The following is a 26,045-nucleotide window of genomic DNA, read 5'->3' as shown; positions in this document are numbered from 1 at the left end:
ATCAGTGGGGGTTTGGGATCAATAGTATCCGTTCCGTTACCATTCGGGCATGCTGGGCCATGGAATGACACGGGACGTGGCGGTGTGGAGGCACCCTCCGGGCGGACGCGACAATCCGGCTGGTAGTCTTTGCGATGATCATCAGCCCTGGCCCGGTTCCTCCGTGCCACCTACGGACAGGCCCCAAAGCGAGTGACTGAAGAGACAAACTCCTCCGGAAACCAACCCGGGAAAACATCTTCGGCAGACCGTTCCCCGGATGATTCTCGACGTACATCCGCAAAGGCCAACGTCCCGGCAACGTGGTTTGGTTCCCTGCTCTCACGCCTTCGCCGGCCTATTCCTGGCGCCCAGCCCCGCATTCGCTTTGAAATGCCGCCTGAGGAACAAGAGGAAAACACCAGGGCAGAGGACAGTGGCCTGGGCAGTGGGCCGGGCAATTCAAAGTTTGGTTACCCTGGGCCACGGATCTCCACCCAGCACCCCATTTACACAGGATTCATGGCGACGGTCGGCATTGGGATTGCGCTGGGCGTGTACTGGATTGGGTCCAATGTCACCCAGCTCCTGCTGTGGATCGTCACGGCCCTGTTCATCTCCCTCGGACTCGACCCGGTAGTACGGTGGCTGGAAAAGCGGAAAGTACCCCGGATCGCGGGCATTCTCATTTCCTTGGCCATTCTGTGTTCCGCTGTGGCAGGTTTTTTCGCCACGCTGATCCCCACCATCGTGGTCCAGGTGACGCAGATTGTGAACCAGGCTCCACGGTGGACCCAGGACTTCCTCGATTCCGACTTCTTCAAAAGCATCGATGACCAGTTCGGCATCCGGGACCGCATCAACGAGGAACTCCAGAAATTCGTTAACAATCCGGAGATCATGGGCGGCATTGCAGGCGGCGTCGTCGGCTTTGGAACGTTCCTGGGCAACAGTCTCTTCGGGACCCTGGTGGTCCTTGTCCTGAGCCTCTACTTCCTTGCTGCGCTTCCAGCCATGAAGAAGTGGGGCTACCGGTTGGCACCCCGCTCGCGGCGCCACCGCGTGGAGGCCCTGTCGGAGGAAATAACCCGTTCAGTTGGCAACTACGTCATTGGTCAAGTATGCGTAGCCCTTCTCAACGCGGCATTTGCCTTCATCATGATGTCAATCCTCGGGGTGCCCTTCGCCGTCCTCTTGACGTTCGTCGTGGCGCTCTTGGCGTTCGTTCCCCTGGTGGGGGGCGTGGTTGCGGCGTTCGCCGTGATCCTTATCTCCCTGACTGTGGGCTGGCAAACAAGCGTCATCTACGCCATCTTCTACTTCGCCTACCTCCAGTTCGAGGCGTATTTCATCTCCCCGCGGATCATGCAGAAGGCTGTTGCAGTTCCTGGTGCCGTGGCGGTCATCTCGGTGATTGCCGGCGGCAGCCTGCTTGGCGTCCTGGGTGCCTTGATTGCCATCCCAACGGCAGCGGCGGTCCTGCTCATCATGAAGGAAGTCTTCATAGTCCGGCAGGACAAGCGGTAACCACAGGCAGGACAAGCGGTAACCACAGGCAGGGCTGGCCGGACGATAGCGCCGCAGCACCGGCCCACTAAAGGGTCAGGTTCCCGCTGCTGCAGTGGGCCCGGCAAAGGCCTGCGGAAGCGCAGTACCAGGTGATCCCGTCACAATTCCGGTCACCTCGTTTAACGCCCGTGATGCGTATTTTTCGCCTACCCAGAGGTGCTTGGCTCCGTCCACTCCCACCACATGGGCCTGGGGAACGCGGCTAAACCGCTTTATGGCCTCCGCCGGTTGCAGGAAGTCGTCATGCTCGGGGACCAGCACTGCTAAGGGTTTGCCAGCTTCCGCCCATGTGTCGAGGTCGGCATCGTCTGCGCGGTGCAGTGGCGGTGAAAGAAGGACAGCACCTGCTATGGATGAGCGTACCGGCTCACGTGCACCGTATTTGAGCGCAAGTTCCGTGCCAAAGGACCAGCCCACCAACCACCGGTTTGGCAGCCCCCGCTCTACGGCAAAAGCAACTGCAGCCTCCACGTCATACCGTTCGCTGATGCCTTCGCCAAAAGCACCGTCACTGGTGCCACGGGCAGATGAGGTGCCGCGGGTATTGAACCGCAGAACCGCAATGTCGGCCAACGCAGGAAGCCGATAGGAAGCTTTCCGGTAGACGTGCGAGTCCATGAATCCCCCGTGTGTGGGCAACGGGTGCAGCGTAATCAACGTCGCAGCGATATGTCCGGACTCCGGCAGGGCTAGCTCACCTACCAGCGTCAGGCCATCTTCTGTCTGGATCTCGATATTCTCCCGGCATGCCGGGAGTACTGTGGTGGCGCGGATTGCGGCAGGCTCGGCGCCCTGGCTAAAAACGTACGACGACGGGTCAAAAGTCATGCGTTCCAGCTTAGCCAGTGGATCCGGGTCCCGTGCTACCGGGGCGTCAGCGGTAGCGGTACGTCCGGCCACGCCAGCAGTTGGTGTGCCAGTGCCGGCGTTCTGCGAGTCCCACAGCCGACCCGAAGAGATGGTCGTCCTGCCAGACCACAAGGTGTGCCGTGCCGGGCTCCACCGGGCGCCGGCATCCTGGGCAGACGTAGGCCTTCTCGGCATTGCGGGCGGTCATGCTGCGCACTATCCATTCGCCATCGGGAGCACTCTCCCGTCGGGCGATTCCAGCCCGTGCCCTTTCGAGATCGTTGTCAGGGGGGCCGAGACCACCGGAGAACCCACCGGTGGGGCCAGAGGTGGCCCGGCGGCGGGGGCGATTGGAACGCGGCATAACCCTATTCTGCCTCAGCCGGGTACCCCGTTTCATATGCCTGCGGGAGAAGGACCTGACCGCTGCTGCCACAGCCGGTAGGGTGGGTGGGTGCGTTTAGTAATAGCTCGTTGTTCAGTTGATTACGTCGGCCGCCTCAAGGCCCACCTCCCGCTTGCTACCCGCTTGCTGCTGGTCAAAGCCGACGGTTCCGTTCTGGTCCATTCAGATGGCGGCTCCTACAAACCCCTTAACTGGATGAGCCCGCCTGCCACCCTTCGCGTCGCGAGCCCTGCCGATCTTGAGCTTGAGACAGGTGTGATCGAACAGTGGACGGTCCAGTCAGCAAAGGCGGATGACCGTCTGATCATTAATATCCACGAGCAGCTGCACGACTCGGCCCATGACCTGGGAGTTGATCCCGGTCTCATCAAGGACGGTGTGGAGGCTGACCTGCAACGCCTCCTCGCTGAACAGATCGAGACGCTTGGGACAGGTTTTTCCCTGATCCGTCGGGAATATTTCACGGCCATTGGCCCTGTCGACATCCTCGCCCGTGATGCAATGGGCGCCACAGTAGCGATCGAGCTTAAGCGCAGGGGCGACATTGATGGTGTGGAACAACTCACCCGGTACCTTGAGCTGCTGAACCGAGATCCTCTGCTGGCCCCCGTCCGCGGTATCTTCGCCGCACAGCAGATCAAGCCACAGGCACGTGTGCTAGCCACAGATCGGGGCATTGACTGCGTCACGCTCGACTACGATGCCATGCGTGGCGTGGACGATGTCGAGTCCCGGCTCTTCTGAGCAGGCATGACAGTGATCGTTACCTTGATTTAATGCAAAATTTATCATTTTCAGCCCCGCACCCGTTGACCTCTACCAGTGCTCGTGAAAGTCTTTGATCAGTCTTTGTGTAGGTGTTATTCATGCTCGCAAGACATGTTGCGAGCGTGGGGCTCCTGCAATTCGGATTGTTAAAATCCAGCATTCAGGATTCTCCCCGTGGAGTGACCAGGTGCAGTGCGGAGTGTACTGAACCTGAACTGTTTCCATAATGAGGAGAAATAAATGGCACAGGGAACTGTGAAATGGTTCAACGCGGAAAAGGGCTTCGGCTTCATTACTCCGGACGACTCTGATGGTGATGTCTTTGTGCACTACTCTGAAATCCAGACTGGTGGTTTCAAGACCCTCGAAGAGAACGCCCGCGTTCAGTTCGAGATTGGCCAGGGCGCCAAGGGCCCCCAGGCTACCGGCGTGACGCTGGTCTGATCCCCAGAAGTTGAGGATCACCCTTGTTGATCCTCAAAGAATGGCCTCCGGCTTGGCCGGGGGCCATTCGTCGTTTTCGCCATCTAATATGGCAATCCAGCAGCCAGAAAATGCATCGGCTAATTGACCAGGTGGCCCAGGAGTTTTGCGCTCTGCGCCAGTGAGAGACCAGGAAGATACGCGCGCGTCAGCGCTCCGGCAATCGCCGCAAGTTGCAGCGGGTCCTGGTAGTAGAGGTACAGCGTGCGGTACTCGGGCTGGAACCGTGATTTGAAGGCGGCAAGGGAACGGAACCCATAGAGGGGCTCCAACGCGTGCCCCACCACATCCAAGATGGCCACAAGGGCGCCCGCGCCACTCGATGACAGTGGATCGGCTTCATTCTCGGGTATGGACCTCGACAGCGGAGATCCGGAGAGCGAGATAATATCCACGCTGGCCCGCAGTTCCTGCACCGCTGACGCGATCAGGAATTCCATGACGCCAGGAAAACCAGCACCTCGACGTCGCATGACATCCAATGTCCTGCTGACCAACACTCCGTCTTCGTAGACGGGCAGCCAGCTCGTCACACCCTGTACCTGCCCCTGCGGATCAACAGCGAGGCACGTCAGGACGTCATCATCCATGAGATCGTCGATTCCACCGAGGGTGAACCCCATCTCCGGCACAGCCTTGCCGGCAGCCCAGTCCTCGGAGAGCTCACTGAGCTGGCTGCGCAACGACGCGGAAAAGTCTCGGTATGTTCCCCATACGGCTGTAACGCCACTCTTGCGGGCTCGGTTGATTGCTGTCCGGACGTTCTGCCACTCCTTTCCCTTGAACTCAAGCTCCTTGATGGCCAGTCTGGTCTCCTGCGCAACGCTGACCCGGTGGTAGCCACGCGTTTGCAGCAGGGGCCACAGTGCGTCGTCACAGGAATAGAACGCCGGCACAAGTGCCTGGCTGGAGCAGAAATCAAGGAATCCCGCTGCAGCACGGTCCATACCTGCAGCCTCTCCAAACGGTCCGGCCAATGTCAGCGCTACCTGTCCATGTTGCTGGAAGGCCACGGCGCCGGTCCGATCCGAAGTAAACCAATATCTGTTCGGCTCCCAGAGTGCCATCCAAGACAGCGACTGCCCACCTTTTCGAAGCAGCGTCCGCGCCTCGTCGCGATCCTTCGCCGCGGCATCGACTAGCGGCCTTCTTCCCAGGAGGACAATCCACACGGCCGTCAGTGCGACAGTCCAGAAGATGATGCCGGAATACGAAAAAAGCCAGTATTCGACGGCAAACCGATTCGCAAAAATAGTCCTGTAGTAATGCGGGATGGGAAGAGGCAGGTACTGCCGTGCCAGTTCAGAAACGAGGCCCAGCAAGCCACCGTCACGATCCACGCCGCCCGCAATGAACCACAGGACCGTATAGGTTCCGGCAAGGAGGGCCAGGGTGCCGCCTACCGTACGCAGAAGCAGGCGTCGCGCCGTCGGATCCGGGTCGACTCTAAACTGGCGCCTGTTGCCCCAGAGAAGGCCGGCCAGAACCAGCGGAACAATCACCAGCGGCAGAACGTGAACAAACCCCGAACCCAAAGCCGCCGCGTGCAGGTGTAACGGGTGCTGCGGCATGATGGCAAACAGCGCAAGGTAGACGGATGCCAGTGCAGCAACCATCAACTGGACCAGGACGGCTATGTGCAGTGCCATTCTGCGACCACGGCGGATACCGTCCGCGCAAATCAACAGAAGAACGACAGGTACTACTGCGAGGAAGATGGCGAGTGGCCCGGCAAGGCCCTTGTTGCCAGCCTCCAGGCATGCCTGGCCAACAGTAGATCCGCAGTCTGCCTCCAACTGTCCCAGCGTGGGCAACGGATTCAGGATCACGTCACGCAGCAGAGCAAGCGGCCCGGTTGGTGTCCGCGTAACGGCAGCCAGGATAGGCCCGAGGGCAAAGATCGCCGTGATCACAGCCAGGAGGTTCCGACGCTCCCGTCCCGTGGACCGGTGACGGGCTGACCGCCCATCCACTGTGTCCTGCCATGCTGAGGCCACTAGGCCCACCACAGCCCCCAACAGGCCGATCACCGATTCGGGATGGCCCACGTAAAGAACAAGGAGCAATGCCAGTGCAAGCACGGCTGTACGAAGCCGTCGACGCCACAGGAGCGAGAGTTGCCCGCTTGCAGCAAGGGAGACCCCGAGGATTGCCCCGTAGGGACCGATCAATTTCTGGTCCGTCATTGAACCGAGCCAGGTGTCGCCCACATAGGCGGCCAATTGGGTGATCAGCAGGAAGAGGGTGACGGCCGCGAACTGGGAACCAGCGAAGAAAATCAACGTTCGTAGACTGCCAAACGTACGCTCAGCCATGCCCATCAGAAACACCAGCATGAGCGCCGCGGTGAGGAACGCCACGGGATTGGTCGTGAAGAACATGGACGTGAAAAGGGCCCACCACTGACCGCTGCGCAACGTCGCTTCGCTGACACTTGCTATCCCAAGGATCTCCTCCGGGGGCCCTGCTGCAAAGCTACCCGTCGCGATAGCCAGGACCACCAGGATGGCAAGGATAAGGAGACTGAGCGGGATGCTCGCAAGGTACGCGGGAAGACGCGCGATACCGGGGCGCACCAGACTTGTCCAGATGCGGCTGCCCAGGCCATCAGCGGCTACAGAACTACTCATTGGGTCCAGCCCCATTGCTGGGAGAGCATAGCTAACGCGTTGGGCATTCCCACGTTCAGTTCATCCCACGAATGGCCAACACCCGCAACGACGTCGGATCTCACGCTGAAGCCGGCAGACTGGGCAGCTGCAACCAACTCATTCAAGGACGCCACAAATTGCGGGTCTTCGGCTCCTGCAGCGAAGTACGCAGCTTGTCCCGGGAAGGTCCTTGTCGACATGACAGTCAGCGGTACCAGGGCATCAAAGGCAGCTGTGTCACCTCCGAAGGCTGCATCTACGGTTTTCTGCCGTTCCTTGGCCAGCGCGGGTTCGCGCTCACTGGAGAAAGCGATCATGTCTGCATAAACTTCCGGGTGCCGGGTGACCATTTGCAAGGCGCACGTGGCACCGTAGGAAAATCCACCCACAGCCCACCGTGCGTGGTCCAGATCGACGTCCAAAGTGCTTGAGATCCAGGCTGGGACGTCACGGGCAAGATAGGTATCAGCACGCGCAATACTGCTGTCCATGCAGAGATTGTTGCCCTGTTGGCTTCCCGTGGAGTCAACCACCACAACCACCGGAGCCGCTCCCCCGTGCTGGGCGGCAAAGCTGTCCATGCGTGGGCGCAGCGATCCTCCCGTGAGCCAGTCGGCCGGACCTCCTGGTTGGCCTGCCATCAGCACCAACACCGGCAATGCTGGCCGGTTTGCCGCGAAGTAGGCCGGGGGGAAGTAAATGTATGCGTTACGCGTTGCCAGTCCCGACTCCGTCCCGGGAATCTGGGCGGTGCGGAGTCCGCCGTCGGCCGGAATATCACCTGCGGGCTTCCATCCCGTGAGTGGTACCGGATCTTTCCCAGGCTGGTGGGTCATCCCGCTTTCCAGAGCCATAATCTCCGATACCGCAACGCCCGTCAGGTCAGCAACCGTCCGATTAGGTCCAAAATATGCATTGACCTGGACCGCTGAGAGTGCCGCAACCAGGACGACAGGCAGCAGCTTCAGAAGCCTGGCACGCCACGTTGCGTGCCGAAACGCTGTCAGCCAAAGCAGGAGCGCAAGCACCGGGGGGACAATCCATACAAGAACCGCCACAGGGACTTCGTCCGGGAAAAAGGATATGACGTAAACAAGGAGCCAATGGGTACCGACAACCAGGCCGATGGAGAAAGCTACCGCCACAAGGCAAAACACCAACCAGCGGACAAACCTCATTCCACCTGGCTTCCGGAACAGGAAGATCATTGCCAGCACCCCCGCAATCCAGGCGACCCACAGGACCGGACCATCAACCAGCCTGATATTTGAGATCAACTGCACAGGTTCATCGCCAAGTGCCCACGCCGATAACCGGGCCGGCCTCAATCCAAGAGGACAACCCTGTGTACGCGTCAAAATTCATCGCTAGGCGAATATCACGGCCTTCGTACTGCAACTCTACGATCACCACGTCAGGCTGCACCCGAACAGCCTCAACTTCCGATGGCGCCCGACGGCCAAGAAGCTCCAATGAACTTCGCTTGAACGTGTGCTTTGGACCCACACTGAGCGAAATCAGGCGGAACCACTCGAGGTCCTTGTCCTGATAACGACAAACCCCCATCTGCCAGCTGTTTCCAGTAAGGCAGATGGAGGCGTCCACTGTGCCCAAGGCACGCCGCAACCTGATGCGGCGTACCCCGGAAAAACCCAGTGCAATGATAAGCAGTCCCAACAGGACTGCGATCACGATGAACGAAATAACGGGCGCGTCCATCAAGGTCGTGCTAGCGGATCCCTGCAGCAGCCGAATCGCCCAATTGGGCGTTATCAGCAACAATCACCACACGGTTGTCATCGACGGAGAAGAATCCTCCGTCAACCGCCACGACTATACGGTCACCAGAAACCGGCTCAATGGCCAGCTCGCCTTCGGCCAGGATCGCCAGCAGAGGCGAGTGGCCCGGAAGGACGCCGATCTCACCGTCACTGGTACGGGCCTTGACCATGGTGGCCGCACCGGACCACACAAAGTGGTCCGCTGCGACAATCTCAACCTCAAGCTCAGCCATATTACTTGGTCTGTTCCTGGATTTTTGCCCACTGACGCTCAACATCATCGAGGCCACCGACGTTGAAGAACGCCTGCTCCGCAATGTGGTCGAGGTCGCCGTCGCAGATGGCCGTAAAGCCTTCAATGGTGTCCTTGATGGCTACGGTTGAGCCTTCGACGCCGGTGAACTGCTTGGCAGTGTAGGTGTTCTGGGACAAGAACTGCTGGATACGGCGTGCACGGGACACGACGATCTTGTCCTCTTCCGAGAGTTCGTCAACGCCAAGGATGGCGATGATGTCCTGGAGTTCCTTGTTCTTCTGCAGGATCTGCTTTACACGGACAGCCGTGTTGTAGTGGTCCCTGCCGATGTACTGGGGATCCAGGATTCGGGATGTCGACGTCAACGGGTCAACGGCCGGGTACAGACCACGCGAAGCAATTTCGCGGGACAGTTCAGTGGTTGCGTCGAGGTGCGCGAAGGTCGTGGCAGGGGCCGGGTCCGTGTAGTCATCCGCGGGCACGTAGATAGCCTGCATGGACGTGATGGAGTGACCCTTGGTGGAGGTAATGCGCTCCTGGAGCAGACCCATCTCATCAGCAAGGTTGGGCTGGTAGCCCACGGCCGAAGGCATACGACCCAGAAGGGTCGAGACCTCGGAACCGGCCTGCGTGAAGCGGAAGATGTTGTCGATGAACAACAGCACGTCCTGGTTCTGGACGTCACGGAAGTACTCCGCCATGGTCAGCGCGGAGAGTGCAACGCGAAGGCGCGTTCCCGGTGGCTCATCCATCTGGCCGAAAACAAGGGCGGTGTCCTTGAGGACGTTAGCCTCTTCCATTTCGACCCAGAGGTCATTACCCTCACGCGTACGCTCGCCAACACCAGCGAACACTGAAGTTCCACCGAAGTTACGTGCCACACGGGTGATCATTTCCTGGATCAGCACCGTCTTACCCACTCCAGCACCACCGAAGAGGCCGATCTTCCCACCCTTGATGTACGGGGTGAGAAGGTCAATCACCTTGATGCCGGTTTCAAGCATCTCGGTGGAGCCCTCAAGCGTCGCGAAGGCGGGCGCCTTGCGGTGGATAGGCCAACGCTCAGTGGTCGTCAACTCTGCTTCGGTGACATCGAGGGGCTCACCCAGGACGTTGAAGATGTGACCCTTGACGCCGTCACCAACGGGAACGGAGATAGGGGCACCGGTGTCGTTCACTGACGTACCGCGGACCAGTCCGTCGGTTGCCTGCAGCGAAATGGCGCGTACGAGGTTGTCACCCAGGTGCTGGGAGGTCTCGAACGTAATGGTCTTGGTCTCACCGTTGAGAGTTATCTCGGTGGTGAGGGCGTTGTAGATCGACGGGATTGCGTCAGCCGGGAATTCGACGTCGACAACCGGGCCGATAACACGTGCAATACGACCGGTGGCACCGGACGTGGCGGCTACGTGCTCGGTAGCAGTGGCAGTCATCTCTCTCACTTCACTCAGTAGATGGCGTGGGGTTAAGTCTAGCTTTTGGTGCAGGTATTACGGCCGAGAAGCAAAGGATTAGGACGCTAGGGCGTCCGCACCCGCCACAATCTCGGAGAGCTCCTGCGTAATCTCAGCCTGGCGGGCAGTGTTGCGCAGACGCGTGTATTTCTTGATGAGGTCTGTGGCATTGTCCCCAGCGGACTTCATGGCACGCTGGCGGGCTGCAAGCTCGGAAGCTGCCGCCTGCAACATCGCTGCGAAAAGCCTGGACTCGATGTAACGCGGCAACAGGGCATCAAGTACCTGCTCTGTCTCCGGCTCGAACTCATACAGCGGCAACAGATCAGTCTCGGCTGCTGCCTGCTCCTCGACAACCTCAAGAGGAAGCAGTCGAATGACTGTGGGCTCCTGGGTCACCATGGACTTGAAGCGGGTGTAGACGACATGGATTTCGTCCACGCCACCATCTTCGTAGTCTTTCGCAAATTCGGCGAGCAGTGCTTTGCCGATCTCACGGGCAGTGGAGAATTCCGGAGCATCTGTTCCGCCGGTCCACACCTGTTCGTACTGGCGGCTGCGGAAATCGTAGTAGGCCTGCGCCTTCCGCCCCACGAGGTAGGTCTTGACTTCCTTGCCTTCGGCCTGGAGCAGCTCATTGAGACCTTCCGCCTGCTTGAGCACACTGGCAGAGTATGATCCGGCGAGGCCACGGTCCGAGGTAATTACCAGGACTGCGGCACGGCGGATCTGCTCGGGCTCAGTGGTCAAAGGGTGGTCGATCTCGCTCTGGCTGGCCACAGCAGAAACGGCGCGCGTGATGGCGTTCGCGTAAGGCAGTGAAGCTGACACCCGTGCACGGGCCTTGCCGATGCGCGAGGTGGCGATCAGTTCCATCGCCTTGAAGATCTTGCGCATCGACGTGGTCGAGCTGATCTTCTGGCGGTAGACCCGAATCTGGGCTCCCATACTTATCCTTTCCTATGATCCCGGTGACAGGGTCCGCGGGAACCCGAAAGCTCCCACGGACCCGTCAACGAAACTAGCGCTTCTGCTTGACGATCTTTTCCTGGTCAACGTCGCCTTCGGAGATCGCGTGATGCGCCTCGTGGCCGGCTCCTACCAGGTGGCTGTCGCCGTCGCCGAAGAAACCCTTCTTGAAGTCGATGATGCTGGACTTCAGGGCTGCGGCGGTGTCATCATCCATCACGTTGGTCTGCGCCAAGGTGGTGAGGATGGACGACTTGTGCTTGAGGTGTTCGAGGAATTCTGTCTCGAACCGGCTCACGTCTTCCACGGGAACGTCATCAAGGTAACCCTTTGTACCGGCCCAGATTGAGACAACCTGGTCCTCGATGGGGAACGGTGAATATTGTCCCTGCTTGAGGAGTTCCATGAGGCGTGCACCACGGGTCAGCTGCTGGCGGGATGCCGCATCCAGGTCCGAGGCAAACATGGCAAATGCCTGCATGTCGCGGTACTGGGCAAGCTCCAGCTTCAACGTACCGGAAACCTTCTTCATGGCCTTGACCTGGGCTGCGCCACCCACGCGGGAGACAGAGACACCCACGTCGACAGCTGGACGCTGGTTGGCGTTGAAGAGGTCCGACTGCAGGAAGATCTGGCCATCGGTGATGGAAATGACGTTTGTCGGGATGTAGGCAGAAACATCGTTCGCCTTGGTCTCGATCAACGGCAGGCCCGTCATGGAACCCGCACCGAGCTCATCAGAGAGCTTGGCACAACGCTCCAGAAGACGGGAGTGCAAGTAGAAGACGTCACCGGGGTAGGCTTCGCGTCCTGGCGGACGGCGAAGCAGCAGTGAAACAGCGCGGTATGCCTCAGCCTGCTTTGAGAGGTCATCAAACACGATGAGGACGTGCTTGCCACCGTACATCCAGTGCTGGCCGATAGCCGAGCCAGCATACGGAGCAAGGTACTTGAAGCCTGCGGGGTCTGATGCGGGAGAGGCCACGATGGTGGTGTACTCCAGCGCGCCATTGTCCTCGAGAGTCTGGCGAACGGCCGCAATGGTCGATGCCTTCTGCCCGATCGCAACATAAATGCAGCGCACCTGCTTGGTCACATCGCCTGAAGCCCAGTTGGCCTTCTGGTTGATGATGGTGTCGATTGCAATGGCGGACTTGCCGGTCTGGCGGTCACCAATGATGAGCTGACGCTGGCCGCGGCCAATCGGGATCATGGCGTCAATAGCCTTGAGCCCGGTCTGCATCGGTTCGTGCACAGACTTACGCTGCGTCACGCCCGGAGCCTGGAGCTCCAGCGCACGGGTGGTCTCGGCCTTGATCTCGCCCAGGTCATCAATGGGGACGCCCAAGGGGTCCACAACGCGTCCAAGGAAAGCGTCACCGACGGGGACAGAAAGAACCTGTCCGGTGCGGTGGACTTCCTGGCCTTCTTCAATGCCGGTGAAGTCACCAAGCACGATTACGCCGATCTCGCGGACGTCAAGGTTCTGGGCGAGGCCCAGGGTTCCGTCCTCGAAACGCAGCAGTTCGTTCGCCATGACCGAGGGAAGGCCCTCAACACGGGCGATGCCGTCACTTGCGGCGGTTACGCGGCCGACCTCTACGCGCTCTGCGTTTCCGGGTTCGTAGGACGCCGCGAACTCGTTTAGCGCATTACGGACGTCGTCGGCGTTGATGGTCAATTCGGCCATCTGCAGTCCCTGCTCTCCTGTTTTCGTGATCATCGTTGTTCACGATGACCGGGGTTTAATTCGTTGGGTTGTGCTTGTCCGGCTAGCCAGCCAGCTGGCGGTTGAGATCACCGAGGCGGGAAACCACTGAGGCATCCAACACCTCGTCGCCAACCTGTACACGGATGCCACCAATCAAAGCCGACTCTACGCTGACGTTGATCTTTAGTTCCCGTCCATACAAAGCGTCCAGAGCAGACTGCAACCTGTTGATCTGGTGATCCGTCAATGGACGGGTCACCGAAACAGTTGCGATCCAGCGCTGTTGGCGCTTGGCAGCAAGTTCAGCAAAGCGGTTCACGAGCTTGCTGGGCTTCAGTCCGCGAGGCTGTGTAACAGCCTGTGAGATCAAGAGCTTTGCCTCATCGCTGGCCGCAGGTGAAAGCCTGTGTGCCAGATTGGTCTTGGCAGACTCGCTCGCCTGGGGTTCAGACAGTGCACGCTGGGCTTCATGGCTGGAAGCAACTACCTGGTTGAAGGCGAACAGATCGTTCTCCAGTTCCTCCAGGCCGGTGATACCAGAAGCGGAAGCTGCCGATTTGTTCTCTGCGACGGAAATGACAACCGTTGCAGCGAGCGTCTCGAGTGCATCGCCGATGTCACGCGCAGCTGCCCAGCGAAGACCGGCCAGCTCGGCAGCGATATCGGCGGCATCAGCAGATACTTTTCCGCCGACCAACTGCCTGACCAGAGCTGACTTTTCAATACCGCTGCGGGAAGGGTCAGTCAACGCCCGGCGAAGGCCAGCGGAACTGTCCACAGTCTGCAGGATTCCGAAGAGTTCCCTGGCCAACTGCAGCGACGCGGCGGGAAGTTTTGCCTCCAGTGCCGCCATCGCTACTGTCAACGACTGGCTCGATACACCTGCCATTATTTACCTGCACCCGCGTTCTGGTTCTCCAGATCCGCCAGGAAGCGATCAACTACGCGGGCTGAACGCTCGTCATCGTTGAGTGCTTCGCCGACAATCCGGCCAGCAAGCGTTGTTGCCAGAGTGCCAACTTCTGCGCGAAGTGAAACCACTGCCGCCTGGCGCTCTGAATCGATCTGCGCATGAGCCTGGGCGGTGATGCGGGCTGCTTCAGCGCCCGCCTTCTCCTTGAGCTCAGCCAGGATCTGTGCGCCCTCGCCGCGAGCTTCCTCACGGATACGGTTGGCCTCGGCACGGGCGTCGGTCAGCTGCTGCTTGTACTCTTCGAGTGCCGCAGAGGCCTCTGCCTGGGCCTTCTCAGCCTTGGCAATGCCGCCTTCAATAGCTTCGGAGCGTTCAGCAAAGGTCTTCTCGAACATCGGGACAACAAACTTAACCACAATGAACATGAGAAGGGCAAAGCCAACAGCGACAACCAGCATTTCCCAGAGATCGGGAACCAGGGGGTTGACCTTTTCGCCTTCAGTGGCGGCTGAGATGATCAGCTGATTCATATTTCACCCGTCCTTATCTACTCGGTTCTGAAAATTCGCTTCGTTTCTCAGGAGAGAACGAAGGCGAAGACCAGGCCGAGGATGGCGAGGGCTTCAGTCAGCGCAAGGCCGAGGAATGCGATGGGCTGCAGGACACGCTGTGCCTCCGGCTGGCGCGCCACACCGTTGATGTAGGCCGCGAACACGAGTCCAACACCGATACCGCCGCCGATTGCGGAGAGTCCGTAACCTACGAGGTTGATTGAGCCGTTAATGGTGCCGTCCATTTTTCTTCCTTTCAAGATGCCACCCGTGTGGCAGGTTGTTTGGGTTGCTGCATCCCCGCAATGGGGAAGTGTGAGGGAGCCTAGTGGCTGTCGGCGTTCAGGGCGCCTTCAATATAGATCGCAGTCAGCAGCGTAAAGACATACGCCTGCAGCACCATGATCAAAGCTTCAAGCATGTACATTGCAATAGCGCCGGCCAGAACCAGGATGGAAGTTCCCTGCAGGAAGATGTTCTCCTGCGAGATGAGGAACTCAATGCCGTATCCAGCAATCATCACGATCAAGTGTCCGGCCAGCATGGTGGCAAACAGACGGAGACTGTGCGTCACCGGGCGGACAACAAAGTTGGAGATGATCTCAATCGGTACAACGATTGGCAGGATGTAGAGCGGCACGCCGGAGGGAACCGTGGCCAGCTTCAGGTAGCGGATGCCGTTCTTCTTGAGGCCGATAACAATCCATGTGAAGTAGACGATTCCCGCAAGAACGTATGCGCCACCAACATGGGAGAACGTGGGCAACTGGAACAGCGGGATGGCGCCGTAAATGTTGTTGACCAGGATAAAGAAGAACAGGCTGAACAGCAGCGGAACATACTTGATGAAGTCCTTGCCGCCAATGATGTCCTTGGCAATGCCATTGCGGACGAATCCGTAGGCTGCCTCGCCAGCAAACTGCAGTTTTCCGGGAACCAGCTGGCGCTTCCGTGCAGCAAGCATGAAAAAAGCGGAAATAATAACGACAGAGAGCAGGACAAGCAGCATCTGCTTGGAGAATCCGTACTCAGCACCCCACGGCAAAATTGCCGGCAAATGCATTTCATTGATACCAGGAGGAGTGAAATCTCCTGAATTTTGGGCCGGGAGCGCAAGCGCGATCAACGCGTTTCCTCTCTGCAGTGTCCGTCATTGGGCGTTGGAAAGGGTTCCGCAGAGTAAGTAGCTGCTGTTCCCTGAATGAAATTATTTGTCATGTGTACGTCCGTACTGGGACGATCCGCTGGCAGCGTCTCCACCCGCCGATGTGTCTTGGCTGGTGAGGCCATGCATGTGGGAAAGATAAAAACCCCCGGTTGCCCCGAGGAGCGCACCTGCAAGCACAATCCAGCGGGTTCCCCACAGATTATCCAGGCCCCAGCCTATCAAACTCCAGACAATGATTCCGCCAACGATGTAACTGAATACAGCAATTCCAGCGTTATATCCGCCGTTGCTGTCGTCTTTGGAAACACCCGGCGCCGAGCGCCTGGCAGGAGCTGCGGAGCTTCTCCTTGAGCTGGACTTTTTTGATTCACGCATGCGTGCGACCGTCCTTGTCAGGATCGTTGTACAGCTGAAGGCGAGCCTTGGAGAACCCGAAGAGTTCCGCGGCTTGCCACAAAACAACTGCAGTTACTGCTCCAACCAGGAACCACTGGTCATTCAGCCATTCCGGGGCTCCGACGAAGAAAAGCACTGCGCCGAACCCCACAACCTTAATAAAGTAGGTGCCCACAAATGCACCCACTGCGCCGGAGGGATTGTTGCGCCCCACGTAGTGGCCTACCAACAGGCTGATGCCAAAAAAGACCATCACGATAAGCCCGGCAAAAGCGGCAGAGAGGGCTCCGGCTCCCCCGTCGAAGATCCATGCGAGCAGGCAGCATAGGATCAACCCGGCACCGGATCCGAGGGAACTGATTCGGAGGAGATGGAGCCACAGCGAGGGCGTGGGTCCGGAGACGCCAACGGGTCCGTTGCCAGCCTTGCGGCGGGAATCGGCGTTGGAGGTCATAAGATCCCAATCGTCGGGTTAAAAACGTCTATTTCTGGAGGAGTGGCTTGGAGCCACCCTAGGATTCTACATGACATAGAACGGCACGCACTCGGTATCCCCTGCCAGCTAGCAAGGCCCTGGTATCAGGTCCTGCGAAAATCCGTGCGGCGCTTGAGGACGTAGGGCCATGCGGAGACGACCACCATGATCAGCACAGCTGCCGCATCCACTGCCATAACGATCTGCCACGGGAAGATAGCAAAAGCCAATCCGCCAAATGCTAGAACGCAGGTCCAGAGATAGATCAGGATGACCGCTCCGCGGTGCGTGTAGCCGATGTCCAAAAGTTTGTGGTGCAGGTGTCCCTGGTCCGCAGACCAGGGTGAGCGGCCCTTGGCGGTGCGTCGGAGGACAGCAAGGCCAAGGTCCAGGAGCGGAACAAAAAGGATGGCGAACGGCAGGATGATCGGAATGACAGTCGAGATACCGTTGGCCCGGTCATAAAGCCCGCTGGTGATCTGACCCGTAGACACCACACCGGCAGATGCCATGAGCAACCCCAACAGCATGGCACCGGCATCGCCCATGAAGATTTTCGAAGGGAACCAGTTGTGCGGCAGGAAACCGATGCAGCTTCCCACAAGAACCGCAGTGAGTAGGGTGGCAAGATCCGATTTGTCTAGGACATCTGAATTCCTGTGGACCCAGTACGCAGTGAAGAAGAACGCCGTTCCACCAATTATTGCAACACCTGCTGCAAGGCCATCAAGCCCGTCAATAAAATTGAAGGCGTTCATGGTTGTCACTATGAGGCCGGCGGTGAGCACAATCCGAAGGAGTTCACTTTCAAGGACTATCGGCTCGGGAATGAACGGGATGATGGTCATCTGCACTCCCCAGATCGCCACCACCAGGGCAGCAATCATCTGGCCAATGAGCTTGATCCACCACCGCAGATCCACGATGTCATCCAGCGCACCCACGAGCACAATGACGGCAGCGCCAGCCAGGACCCCCCACGGGGCTCCGTTGTTGCGGAAGATGTCCATCACAAAAAACGATTGGCTTGCTACTACCAGCCCCACCGCGACACCCAGGAAGATTCCAACTCCCCCTAGCCTGGACATTGGCACGGAGTGCATGTCCCGGGTCCGGATCGGCATAAAGAGGTTCAGCCGGTTTCCGACAAAGCGCGCACCCCATGTTGCGGCGTAGGACACGACGGCGGCGCACAGCCCCATCAGCAGGTACATGATCATGGGTAGGTCCTCATCCGAGTCCTGTCACCGGTCGCCACGGGAGGCTTCCCTTGCCTGACCGCCAGGGGCTGCAGGAACAGGGAAACCGGGGTGAACTCCGGAACAGGTGTGGATAAAAGAATGAAACTTCTCCGTCGCCGGGCGCGTAGCAGGCAGTGCGAGGTGCCAAACAGGGCTGTATTACAGTGGACTCTAGTCAAGATACTAGCGTGATCGGCTCTTATGCCCTGCGCCACACGGCCGGACGTTCATTCGCCTCCGGCCTCTTCGAAGGGAATCCTATGCCGAACTCGGTTGCCGTTGCAGCTGTCACCTTCGACCGACCCCACGATCTCGGCACACTCCTGAACGCCCTTTCGGCGCAGACGGCCGAGATCAAGAGCATTTGCCTGGTGGATAGCGGGAACACCCCGGCCAAGGACGTTGCCGATGGTTTCTCAAACGTTGATTACATTCGCTCCGAGGCGAACCTTGGTGGCGCCGGAGGGTTTTCCCTCGCGGCACTTAAGGCCGTGGCCAGCGGCGCCCGCTGGGTATGGTTGATGGACGACGACGCCGAACCCGCCGACGCCGACTGCCTCGAAACGCTGCTGCGCGAAGCGGAGGAACGTGATCTGGAAGCGGTCCTCCCCCTGGTGGTCTCCCCCGGGGATCCAGAAAAACTCTCCTTCTTCTTTCGCATCGACGGGAAGGTTACCCACAGCAGGGCCGCCGTCGAACGCCTGGGTTTTTTGGCTGGCGACGGGCATTTCTTCAACGGAGCCCTGATTCGCTCGGATGTTTTCTTCAAGGTGGGAATGCCGGATATGCGGCTTTTCATCCGCGGCGACGAGGTCGATTTCACCCTCAGGCTTCGCAGGGCCGGAATCCGTTTCGGTACCGTGACAACAGCCGCTGTCACGCACCCTGCGGCACTTGACGAAACCCAGCACGTGTTTGGTGCCCGCTGGCACGTGATTGTTCCGGGTTCAGCCTTCAAGCGCTACTACTACTACCGCAACCGCGGCTATATGATCAGGCGCTATTTCCGCGTGAAGTCGCTTGTTGCCGATGTTGGCGGCTATCTGGGGTACTTCCTGCGACGTGGCGACCTCCGCGGACTCGCCAGCTGGTTCAGCGCCTTTTCCCAGGGCCTGCGCGGTAAGGGTTTTGGACCCCTCGAAGACCAAACGTTCTAGCGACCTGGGCGGCTTCCAGCCCTGTCTTCCCTCAGGCCCGGAAGCCGATCCTGCGGCGGATCAGTAGCCCAACAAGTTGCCACGGTTCAATAAAGACTCGATACGCCACGCGAGTCGGGTGCAGAAGCAGCCGCCAGGCCCATTCGAGTCCCAGCCGTCCCAACCACCGCGGCGCAAGTCGCTGTACGCCCGCTACCTGCTCGATTGCCCCGCCCACGGAACAATAGATGGCAGCTGGCAGCTGGGAACGACGACGCTGCAGCACCTGCTCCTGGAGTGGCATTCCGAGCCCAATGAGGACCAGCTGAGGTTTGAAATCGTTCAGCCAAACAAGTGCGGCTTCTTCGGTGCTGGCGTTCCACCCCTGGCCAGGCATCCCCTTGACTTCAGCATCAGGAAGGAACCCTGCGAGCTTCGCAACGGCGCCGTCGTTGGCTTCCTGGCCTGCGCCCAGGACCGCCACCCGGTGCAGTTCGCTCAGCCTGCCCAGCGCCGGGATCCAGTCGGTTGAACCGAGCCGGTAGTTCATGGGTGAACCCTCAACCTGGGCCGTCCTGTTCCACAGCCACACCACTGGCGCACCATCAAGGAGGACCACGTCGCACTGGTCGTAGAACTCGCGGAAGCTCCGGTCACGATGGCAAAGTGTCACGCTGTGCAGGTTGTGCCCAGCGACCATATGCAGTGAACGGCCGTCAATGAATCCCTGCAGGGTGGACACCAGCCCGTCAACCGTGAGTGGTGTGGCATCAACGTCCAGGACTGGGACCGCGTCGCGGTGCAGTGTCACGCCACTGGACCCGATGACCGGGGGGAAGGCTCCACCGACAGGTCTCCTTGTTCTTCAGCAGCACGGCTTTCGGGCGCTACAGCGCCAGGGGTTTCGCTGTTCATCTCCGGCACGGAAGGGACTGTCTCCGAATCGGCACCCACGCCAGCATCTCCCTGGTCCCGCGCTGCGTCTCCATTGACGTCGAGAATACCGGGCACAACCTCTCGGAGGCGTTCAAGCGACACTGCGCCGGCCCGCACCACCCGCAAGGGGACCGACGTTGCGTCAACAATTGTCGAGGGAAGCGGCTCCGCCCCCGCCGCCGGGCGTTCGCCGCCCTCAAGATAGACCTCTACAGACTCGGCCAGCTGCTCGAATGCACCTGCCGCAGTGGTTGCCGCAGGGTGGCCGGTTCGGTTTGCCGAGGACACGGCAAGGGGGCCTGTCAAGGTCAGGAGATCCATGGCGGTGTCATCAGCAGGCATGCGTAGCGCAACAGTTCCCTTGGTCTCACCCAAGTCCCAGTCCAGGGACGGCTGCGCATGAAAAATCAGGGTCAGCCCGCCTGGCCAGAAGTTCTGGGCCAACAGGCGGGCCTCTGCAGAAACCTCGGTGGCCAGACCATCCAAGGCATTGAGCCGTGGGATTAGCACTGGGGGTGGCATCTGCCGGCTGCGTCCCTTGGAAACGAGCAGCATCGTCACGGCCTGGGCTGAAAAGGCATCAGCCGCAATGCCGTACACAGTATCGGTCGGCAACACCACGCATTTGCCGGAGCTGATGGCACGTTGTGCATGCTCCAGTCCTTTGGCGCGCTGTTCATCTGAGGTGCAGTCGTAGCTTGTGGTCACCCCACCATTCTGTCATTACTGGGACGGCCGAGTCGCCGCACGCACCGCACTCGTGGCACGATCTTTGCCGTTGAGGTCCTGATGGGTGGTGATCTGCAGCCAGTCCCCGGTGCGCTCCAGCAGGGCCGCAATCCACCCTGCCTGTATCTCGGCATGCTCCATCACGAAGAACCCGCCGCCTTTCAGCAGTCGTGCAGCTGAGGCTGCAGCCGCCGTCGGGAGTTCCATCCCGTCGTCGCCTCCTCCGTAGAGCGCCTCCGGCGGGTCGTGCAGTGCGACCTCGGGCTCGTTCGGGATCGCGGCAGCCGGAATGTATGGCGGGTTGGACACCACGACGTCGGCCGTTCCGTCATATTCGGGCAGTGCGTCCCGGAGGTCCCCCTGGACCAGCTGGACACCCAGAGGTGCCAGGTTGCGTTCTGCCCAGGCGTGGGCGAGGGTACTAAATTCAACGGCGTGAACCTCGGCCTGGGGCACTTCCTGGGCCACGGCTCCTGCAATAGCGCCGGAGCCGGTCCCAAGATCAACAACCCGCGGATGTGGCAGCGACAAGGCGCGGTCAATCACAAGCTGCGCCACGGATTCAGTCTCAGGCCGGGGAATGAAAACCCCTGGTCCCACCTTGAGCTCGAGATACCGGAAGTACGCTATGCCGGTAATGTGCTGGAGCGGTATGCGTCGGGCACGTTCAGCAACGAGTTCACCATAGCCTTCCGGCGTTGGGGCGTCGGTCAGCATGAGTGCCCGCAAACGCCCCAGCCCACCACCTACAAGATGCTCAGCGAGCAATTCGGCGTCAGTCCTGGGGCTGGGCACGCCAGCATCTGCAAGGATTTCTGCTGCACGGCTGACGGCGGCACCCAGGGTTCCTGGGATCTCAGGAGTCATCGGCTGCGTGAGTCAGTCGCCGAGGGCGTCAAGCCTGGACTGTTCGTCCAGCTCAATGGCGGACTGGATCACTGCCTCAAGGTCACCGTTCATCACCTGGTCAAGGTTGTAGGCTTTATAGCCCGTCCGGTGGTCGGCAATACGGTTCTCGGGGTAGTTATAGGTGCGGATGCGCTCGGAACGATCCATCGTTCGGATTTGCGACTTGCGCTGCGCGGAGTTCTCAGCGTCGATGATTGCCTGCTGGTGTGCCAGGATGCGCGCACGGAGCACGCGCATGCCAGCTTCGCGGTTCTGTAGCTGGGACTTTTCATTTTGCATGGCCACCACAATGCCCGTAGGAAGGTGCGTAATGCGGACGGCGGAGTCGGTGGTGTTCACTGACTGTCCACCCGGACCGGATGACCTGTAGACGTCAATCTTGAGCTCGTTCTGGTTGATTTCCAGTTCACCCGGTTCATCAACTTCAGGAAGTACCAGCACGCCCGCGGCAGACGTATGGATGCGGCCCTGGGATTCGGTTACGGGCACGCGCTGGACGCGGTGCACTCCGCCTTCGAACTTCAGGCGTGCGTAGACACCTTCCGCAGGATCGTTCGAGTTTCCCTTGACGGCCATCTGCACATCTTTGTAGCCGCCGAGATCCGATTCCGTGGCGGAGATAATTTCCGTTTTCCAGCCTCGGGTGTCCGCGTATCTGGTGTACATCCGAAGCAGGTCGCCAGCAAAAAGTGCCGCTTCGTCGCCGCCCTCGCCGCCTTTGACTTCAAGGATCACATTGCGCGAATCGTCCGGATCGCGCGGAATCAGGAGCCGGTGCAACTTCTCCTGGGCAGCTTGGAGCTGGGCTTCCAACTGAGGAACCTCTGCAGCAAATTCGGCGTCCTCGGCAGCCATCTCCTGGGCGGCAGCAAGGTCTTCCTGCAGACCGCCCCAGCGATGATAGGTCTCCACAATGCCATTGAGCTCAGCGGAACGGCGGCCCAGCTTGCGCGCTAGGGACTGGTCGCCGTAGACCTCAGGGTCGCCCAGTTGCGCCTGGATGGCGTTGTGTTCATCAAGGAGACCCTGTACTGACTCAAACATGTTCAAACCTCTTTCGACTTGGTACCAAGCCTCGTTGTGCCACTTTGACTATACGACCATCGACTTAACGACAAACCGCTCAAAATATGCTGGCGTAGAGCCATCATATTTTGAGCGGTAAGCGCAGCTACTTGTCGTTATCTGACTTTGCACCAAGCGTTGTCTTCTGGACCTGCATGAGGAACTCGACGTTGCTCTGGGTCTCCCGGATCTTGTTGGTCAACAGTTCCAGGCTCTGCTGGGTCTCAAGACCCGACAGGACGCGGCGCAGCTTCCACATGATCTTCACTTCCTCCGGCGAGAGCAGGTTCTCCTCGCGTCGGGTGCCGGAAGCATTCACATCCACAGCCGGGAAGATCCGCTTGTCAGCCAGTTGGCGGGACAAGCGCAGTTCCATGTTGCCGGTGCCCTTGAACTCTTCGAAGATGACCTCGTCCATTTTGGACCCGGTCTCCACAAGAGCCGTAGCCAGAATAGTCAGAGAGCCACCGTTTTCGATGTTACGAGCTGCACCAAAGAAACGCTTCGGCGGGTACAGCGCAGCCGAGTCCACGCCGCCGGACAGGATACGGCCGGAGGCTGGCGCAGCCAAGTTGTAGGCGCGGCCCAGTCGGGTCATGGAGTCCAGCAGTACCACTACGTCCATGCCCATTTCCACGAGGCGCTTGGCGCGTTCGATGGAGAGTTCGGCAACAGTTGTGTGATCATCGGCGGGCCTGTCGAAGGTGGAGGCAATGACCTCACCCTTGACTGTGCGCTGCATGTCGGTGACTTCTTCAGGACGTTCATCAACCAGCACCATCATGAGGTGGACCTCAGGGTTGTTGGTGGTGATTGCGTTTGCGATGGACTGCAGGATCAGTGTCTTGCCGGCTTTGGGCGGCGAGACAATCAGGCCGCGCTGGCCCTTGCCGATCGGAGCAACAAGGTCGATCACTCGGGGACCGATCTTCTTGGGATCGGTCTCCAGGCGCAGGCGCTCGGACGGGTAAAGCGGAACCAGCTTGGCGAACTCCACGCGGTCCGTAAGTTCCTCAGGGTTCTTGCCATTGACCGAGGTGATCCGGACCAGAGCGTTGAACTTCTGGCGTGCAGACTGCTGCTGGCTGCGATCCTCGCCATCGCGGGGAGCACGGATGGCGCCTACTACAGCGTCACCCTTGCGGAGGTTGTATTTCTTTACCTGCGCGAGGGAGACATAGACGTCACTGGGGCCCGGGAGATAACCTGACGTCCGAATGAACGCGTAGTTCTCCAGGACGTCCAGGATGCCCGCGACGGGCAACAGGATATCATCATCCGTGACCTCGACGTCATCAACATCAGGTCCCTGATTGCGCCCACGGCGGCGTTCGTTGCGGTCGCGGAAGCGATCGTTGCGCGAGTTGTCCTGGCCCCCGGAACGGTCATTCCGATCGTTGCGGTCATTACGATCGTTGCGGTCATTCCGATCGCGGCGGTTCCTGCGGTTACGACGACTGCCACCATCGGCGTCGTCCAGGTCGCGAGAGCCGTTGTTATCGCGGGACCCGTTGTTATCGCGAGAGCCGTTGTTATCGCGGGACCCGTTGTTATCGCGAGAGCCGTTGTTATCGCGGTTATTGCTGCTGTCGCGGTTACCGCTGCCAGCGTTGTCGCTGCTGCTTGCGTTGGCTGCAGTGTCGTTGCCAGAGTTGCGCGTGCGGTTTCGGTTGTTCTCGCGACGGTCACCACGCTGGGTTGATTCCTGATCCGAAGACTGCTCGGTGGAACGCGGGTCAGCACCCTGTTCGGCCGGAGCGTCTGAGACAGATGACTGGCCCGCCGGTGCCTGGCTGTCAGCTTCTCCAGCAGATGCCGCCTCATTACGGCGGCGATTGCGGGTACGTGGCGGCCTGCGTTCCGCGACGGGCTCGCCAGCAACTGCTGAAGACGCAGCTTCGGAAGAACCACTGACAGTTTGCTCCGCAGCCGCGGGGGCAACGGGAGCGTCGGTGGTTGTCGTGGGCGTGGTGATGACACCATCACTGCCAGCGCGACGGCTACGCCCACGCGTCCGGCTGCGGCTCGCGTCAGCAGCAGGGGCCTCGGCGGGCGCCGACTGTGCCGGTGCATCCGCCTGCTTGGCTGCGACAGGTTCGGCAGCCTTGGCAGGAGCCTTGCTAGCGGCCGGAGCACCTGACCGGTGCGCAGAAATGGCAGATACGAGATCGCCCTTACGCATGCGGGACCCGCCCGAAATACCAAGCTGGCTGGCCAAAGCCTGCAGCTGGGCGAGCTTCAGGCCGGCCAGGCCACTGCTCTTGGTTGCTGGTACAGACTCGGAGCCTGCAGCAGAAGATGAAGATGTTTCCACAGCTGGAGACAGCTCAGTGGTTTCGGTCACGAAGGATCCTTCCCCCTCGACGGCGTCCAGACTACGAGCCGGACGCGATGATTTGATCTGGCCGCAGTTCAGATCTGCGGCCGAAGGTTGCTCCTGCCGGACAAAATGAGGGCCGGCAGGTTCAGATTGTGAAACACCCGGACAGCGCCAGGAAATGGCGAAAGACAGGACTGATGATTAGCGGGCAGAGGAAATGACTGCGAGTTTCTGCATCAGTCCGGGGCAGGTGGCACCAGCTGGATTTTTCCGCAAGAGAGGATGTTCCGGGCATCATGGCCCACATCCAAAGCGATACGCGTGGCCAACATGGTCCGTGTATCCAGTGCGGTATTACCGCCGGTGCACTCCCACTTTAGCACCCTCGACGTCCACTGCCAGCTTTCGGACCAACCAGGTGACTTCGGGCGTGTTCTCGGTAGTAAACCTGCTGATGAATTCCACGGCGGAGTCAGCTGCGGCGTCCCCGTCCGCAAGTACCATAACCGTAGGGCCCGCTCCCGAGACCACTGCCGCATGGCCGGCTGCGCGAAGGGACCTTATGAGGGCGGCACTGGGCCGCATGGCCTGGGCACGATAGCTCTGGTGCAGGTAGTCCTCAGTTCCAGCCAGCAACAGTGTGGGGTCACTGGTGAGTGCATGGACAAGCAACGCCGCGCGGCCTGCATTCATCGCAGCCGCATGGTGACCCACGGAGGCTGGAAGGAGCGCACGGGCAGCCTCTGTGGAGAGCTCGAAGTCTGGGACAGCCACCACCGGGACCACAGAGGGGGAAACTCTAGCGGTGGTGGTCCTGAACAGTTCACCGTTCTGCCACGAAAGAGCCAGTCCGCCAAAGATGGCTGGAGCCACATTGTCGGGATGCCCTTCCATCTCACTTGTCACCTGCAGGACCCAGTCACGTCCCCGCTGCGCCGACGCAGGCACCAGGGCATTTGCGGCAGATACTGCAGCCACAACTGCCGAGGCTGAGGAGCCCAGTCCGCGCCCGTGCGGGTTGACGTTCTCCGCAATGATCCGAAGCCCAGAATGCCGGAAGCCGAGCTTTTCGAACGCAGTTTCCATGGCCCGGACCACCAGGTGGCTGGCATCCCTGGGCAAGGTTTCTGCACCCTCGCCCCGAAGGTCAAATTCAAGCCCCTCAGAGTGCAAGGTCTCCACCGTCAGGGTGTCGTAGAGGCTGAGCGCCAGGCCCAGGCTGTCATAACCAGGGCCCAGGTTGGCGCTTGTGCCAGGGACCCTGACAACAACTTTCTGCTGCGCCGCAATCACGGGAACGGCCGCTGTGGTGTGCAATGCGCTGTCCACG

The 26,045-nt window shown here is 59.9% G+C and carries 26 protein-coding genes; 4 read left to right on the top strand and 22 right to left on the bottom strand.

Annotation, left to right across the window (positions count from 1 at the left end; translation table 11 throughout):
- Nucleotides 1-192: 192 nt before the first annotated feature.
- Nucleotides 193-1,506, top strand: coding sequence for an AI-2E family transporter (locus tag QMG79_RS13710; protein WP_502934741.1), 1,314 nt, complete (start codon nucleotides 193-195; stop codon nucleotides 1,504-1,506).
- Nucleotides 1,507-1,581: 75 nt separating this feature from the next.
- On the opposite strand, the gene QMG79_RS13705 is transcribed toward QMG79_RS13710, so the two are convergent.
- The gene (locus QMG79_RS13705; protein ID WP_283539274.1) at nucleotides 1,582-2,376 is read right to left on the bottom strand and encodes an alpha/beta hydrolase; all 795 of its coding nucleotides are present in this window, start codon (nucleotides 2,374-2,376) and stop codon (nucleotides 1,582-1,584) included.
- A 46-nt stretch (nucleotides 2,377-2,422) separates the two neighbouring features.
- Nucleotides 2,423-2,761 carry an Rv1322 family protein gene (locus QMG79_RS13700; RefSeq protein WP_283539137.1) on the bottom strand — a complete coding sequence of 113 codons (339 nt, stop codon included), beginning with the start codon at nucleotides 2,759-2,761 and terminating at the stop codon, nucleotides 2,423-2,425.
- 90 nt (nucleotides 2,762-2,851) lie between these two features.
- Here QMG79_RS13700 and nucS point away from each other — a divergent pair, with 90 nt between their 5' ends.
- Entirely contained in the window at nucleotides 2,852-3,547 is a 696-nt protein-coding gene (gene nucS / locus QMG79_RS13695; protein ID WP_283539136.1) for an endonuclease NucS, read from the top strand.
- A gap of 264 nt (nucleotides 3,548-3,811) precedes the next feature.
- A complete protein-coding gene (locus QMG79_RS13690; protein ID WP_283539135.1) occupies nucleotides 3,812-4,015 on the top strand; it encodes a cold-shock protein in 204 nt (67 codons plus the stop codon).
- 119 nt (nucleotides 4,016-4,134) lie between these two features.
- Here the strand turns inward: QMG79_RS13690 and QMG79_RS13685 are convergent, their stop codons facing one another.
- From QMG79_RS13685 to QMG79_RS13620, 14 genes are all read right to left on the bottom strand, one after another.
- On the bottom strand, nucleotides 4,135-6,684 hold the full coding sequence (locus QMG79_RS13685; protein ID WP_283539134.1) for a rhomboid family intramembrane serine protease: 2,550 nt from the start codon (nucleotides 6,682-6,684) through the stop codon (nucleotides 4,135-4,137).
- Nucleotides 6,681-7,988 (bottom strand): alpha/beta hydrolase, encoded by a 1,308-nt coding sequence (locus QMG79_RS13680; protein ID WP_283539133.1) that lies wholly within the window; start codon nucleotides 7,986-7,988, stop codon nucleotides 6,681-6,683. Before QMG79_RS13680 ends, QMG79_RS13685 begins: the two co-directional genes overlap by 4 nt.
- A 4-nt stretch (nucleotides 7,989-7,992) precedes the next feature.
- Entirely contained in the window at nucleotides 7,993-8,424 is a 432-nt protein-coding gene (locus QMG79_RS13675; RefSeq protein ID WP_283539132.1) for a DUF2550 domain-containing protein, read from the bottom strand.
- Nucleotides 8,425-8,434: 10 nt separating this feature from the next.
- Nucleotides 8,435-8,719 carry a F0F1 ATP synthase subunit epsilon gene (locus tag QMG79_RS13670; RefSeq protein ID WP_283539131.1) on the bottom strand — a complete coding sequence of 95 codons (285 nt, stop codon included), beginning with the start codon at nucleotides 8,717-8,719 and terminating at the stop codon, nucleotides 8,435-8,437.
- Nucleotide 8,720: 1 nt separating this feature from the next.
- On the bottom strand, nucleotides 8,721-10,175 hold the full coding sequence (gene atpD / locus QMG79_RS13665; RefSeq protein WP_283539130.1) for a F0F1 ATP synthase subunit beta: 1,455 nt from the start codon (nucleotides 10,173-10,175) through the stop codon (nucleotides 8,721-8,723).
- 78 nt (nucleotides 10,176-10,253) lie between these two features.
- Nucleotides 10,254-11,144 carry a F0F1 ATP synthase subunit gamma gene (locus QMG79_RS13660; protein WP_283539129.1) on the bottom strand — a complete coding sequence of 297 codons (891 nt, stop codon included), beginning with the start codon at nucleotides 11,142-11,144 and terminating at the stop codon, nucleotides 10,254-10,256.
- 73 nt (nucleotides 11,145-11,217) lie between these two features.
- On the bottom strand, nucleotides 11,218-12,855 hold the full coding sequence (gene atpA, locus QMG79_RS13655) for a F0F1 ATP synthase subunit alpha (RefSeq protein ID WP_283539273.1): 1,638 nt from the start codon (nucleotides 12,853-12,855) through the stop codon (nucleotides 11,218-11,220).
- 82 nt (nucleotides 12,856-12,937) lie between these two features.
- A complete protein-coding gene (locus QMG79_RS13650) occupies nucleotides 12,938-13,765 on the bottom strand; it encodes a F0F1 ATP synthase subunit delta (RefSeq protein WP_283539128.1) in 828 nt (275 codons plus the stop codon).
- A complete protein-coding gene (locus QMG79_RS13645) occupies nucleotides 13,765-14,319 on the bottom strand; it encodes a F0F1 ATP synthase subunit B (RefSeq protein WP_283539127.1) in 555 nt (184 codons plus the stop codon). Before QMG79_RS13645 ends, QMG79_RS13650 begins: the two co-directional genes overlap by 1 nt.
- 47 nt (nucleotides 14,320-14,366) lie before the next feature.
- Nucleotides 14,367-14,585 (bottom strand): ATP synthase F0 subunit C, encoded by a 219-nt coding sequence (gene atpE / locus QMG79_RS13640; protein WP_283539126.1) that lies wholly within the window; start codon nucleotides 14,583-14,585, stop codon nucleotides 14,367-14,369.
- 80 nt (nucleotides 14,586-14,665) lie between these two features.
- On the bottom strand, nucleotides 14,666-15,466 hold the full coding sequence (atpB, locus tag QMG79_RS13635) for a F0F1 ATP synthase subunit A (protein ID WP_283539125.1): 801 nt from the start codon (nucleotides 15,464-15,466) through the stop codon (nucleotides 14,666-14,668).
- Nucleotides 15,467-15,547: 81 nt separating this feature from the next.
- On the bottom strand, nucleotides 15,548-15,883 hold the full coding sequence (locus QMG79_RS13630; protein WP_283539124.1) for an AtpZ/AtpI family protein: 336 nt from the start codon (nucleotides 15,881-15,883) through the stop codon (nucleotides 15,548-15,550).
- Nucleotides 15,876-16,358 carry a Cg1360 family ATP-synthase-associated protein gene (locus QMG79_RS13625; protein ID WP_283539123.1) on the bottom strand — a complete coding sequence of 161 codons (483 nt, stop codon included), beginning with the start codon at nucleotides 16,356-16,358 and terminating at the stop codon, nucleotides 15,876-15,878. The genes QMG79_RS13630 and QMG79_RS13625 overlap by 8 nt, the downstream gene beginning before the upstream one ends.
- Before the next feature lie 125 nt (nucleotides 16,359-16,483).
- On the bottom strand, nucleotides 16,484-17,599 hold the full coding sequence (locus QMG79_RS13620; RefSeq protein WP_283539122.1) for an MraY family glycosyltransferase: 1,116 nt from the start codon (nucleotides 17,597-17,599) through the stop codon (nucleotides 16,484-16,486).
- Between the two features lie 281 nt (nucleotides 17,600-17,880).
- Between QMG79_RS13620 and QMG79_RS13615 the strand changes: the two genes are divergently transcribed.
- Entirely contained in the window at nucleotides 17,881-18,777 is an 897-nt protein-coding gene (locus tag QMG79_RS13615; protein WP_283539121.1) for a glycosyltransferase, read from the top strand.
- Nucleotides 18,778-18,808: 31 nt separating this feature from the next.
- On the opposite strand, the gene QMG79_RS13610 is transcribed toward QMG79_RS13615, so the two are convergent.
- The 6 genes from QMG79_RS13610 to thrB form a co-directional block, all read right to left on the bottom strand.
- On the bottom strand, nucleotides 18,809-19,567 hold the full coding sequence (locus tag QMG79_RS13610) for a WecB/TagA/CpsF family glycosyltransferase (protein WP_283539120.1): 759 nt from the start codon (nucleotides 19,565-19,567) through the stop codon (nucleotides 18,809-18,811).
- Nucleotides 19,564-20,400: an L-threonylcarbamoyladenylate synthase gene (locus QMG79_RS13605; RefSeq protein WP_283539119.1), complete on the bottom strand. Its 837-nt coding sequence runs from the start codon at nucleotides 20,398-20,400 to the stop codon at nucleotides 19,564-19,566. The genes QMG79_RS13610 and QMG79_RS13605 overlap by 4 nt, the downstream gene beginning before the upstream one ends.
- Before the next feature lie 15 nt (nucleotides 20,401-20,415).
- Nucleotides 20,416-21,288, bottom strand: a complete 873-nt coding sequence (gene prmC / locus QMG79_RS13600; RefSeq protein ID WP_283539118.1) for a peptide chain release factor N(5)-glutamine methyltransferase — start codon at nucleotides 21,286-21,288, stop codon at nucleotides 20,416-20,418.
- 12 nt (nucleotides 21,289-21,300) lie between these two features.
- The gene (gene prfA, locus QMG79_RS13595; protein WP_283539117.1) at nucleotides 21,301-22,374 is read right to left on the bottom strand and encodes a peptide chain release factor 1; all 1,074 of its coding nucleotides are present in this window, start codon (nucleotides 22,372-22,374) and stop codon (nucleotides 21,301-21,303) included.
- 127 nt (nucleotides 22,375-22,501) lie between these two features.
- Complete coding sequence (gene rho / locus QMG79_RS13590; RefSeq protein WP_283539116.1) at nucleotides 22,502-24,739, bottom strand: transcription termination factor Rho; 2,238 nt, start codon at nucleotides 24,737-24,739, stop codon at nucleotides 22,502-22,504.
- 330 nt (nucleotides 24,740-25,069) lie between these two features.
- On the bottom strand, nucleotides 25,070-26,044 hold the full coding sequence (gene thrB, locus QMG79_RS13585; protein ID WP_283539115.1) for a homoserine kinase: 975 nt from the start codon (nucleotides 26,042-26,044) through the stop codon (nucleotides 25,070-25,072).
- Nucleotide 26,045: the final 1 nt, after the last annotated feature.

Source organism: Pseudarthrobacter sp. PS3-L1 (assembly GCF_030063285.1).
Lineage (GTDB): Bacteria > Actinomycetota > Actinomycetes > Actinomycetales > Micrococcaceae > Arthrobacter.
Note: the sequence above shows the minus strand (reverse complement) of the source record. Positions and strands in the feature narration are given on the sequence as shown.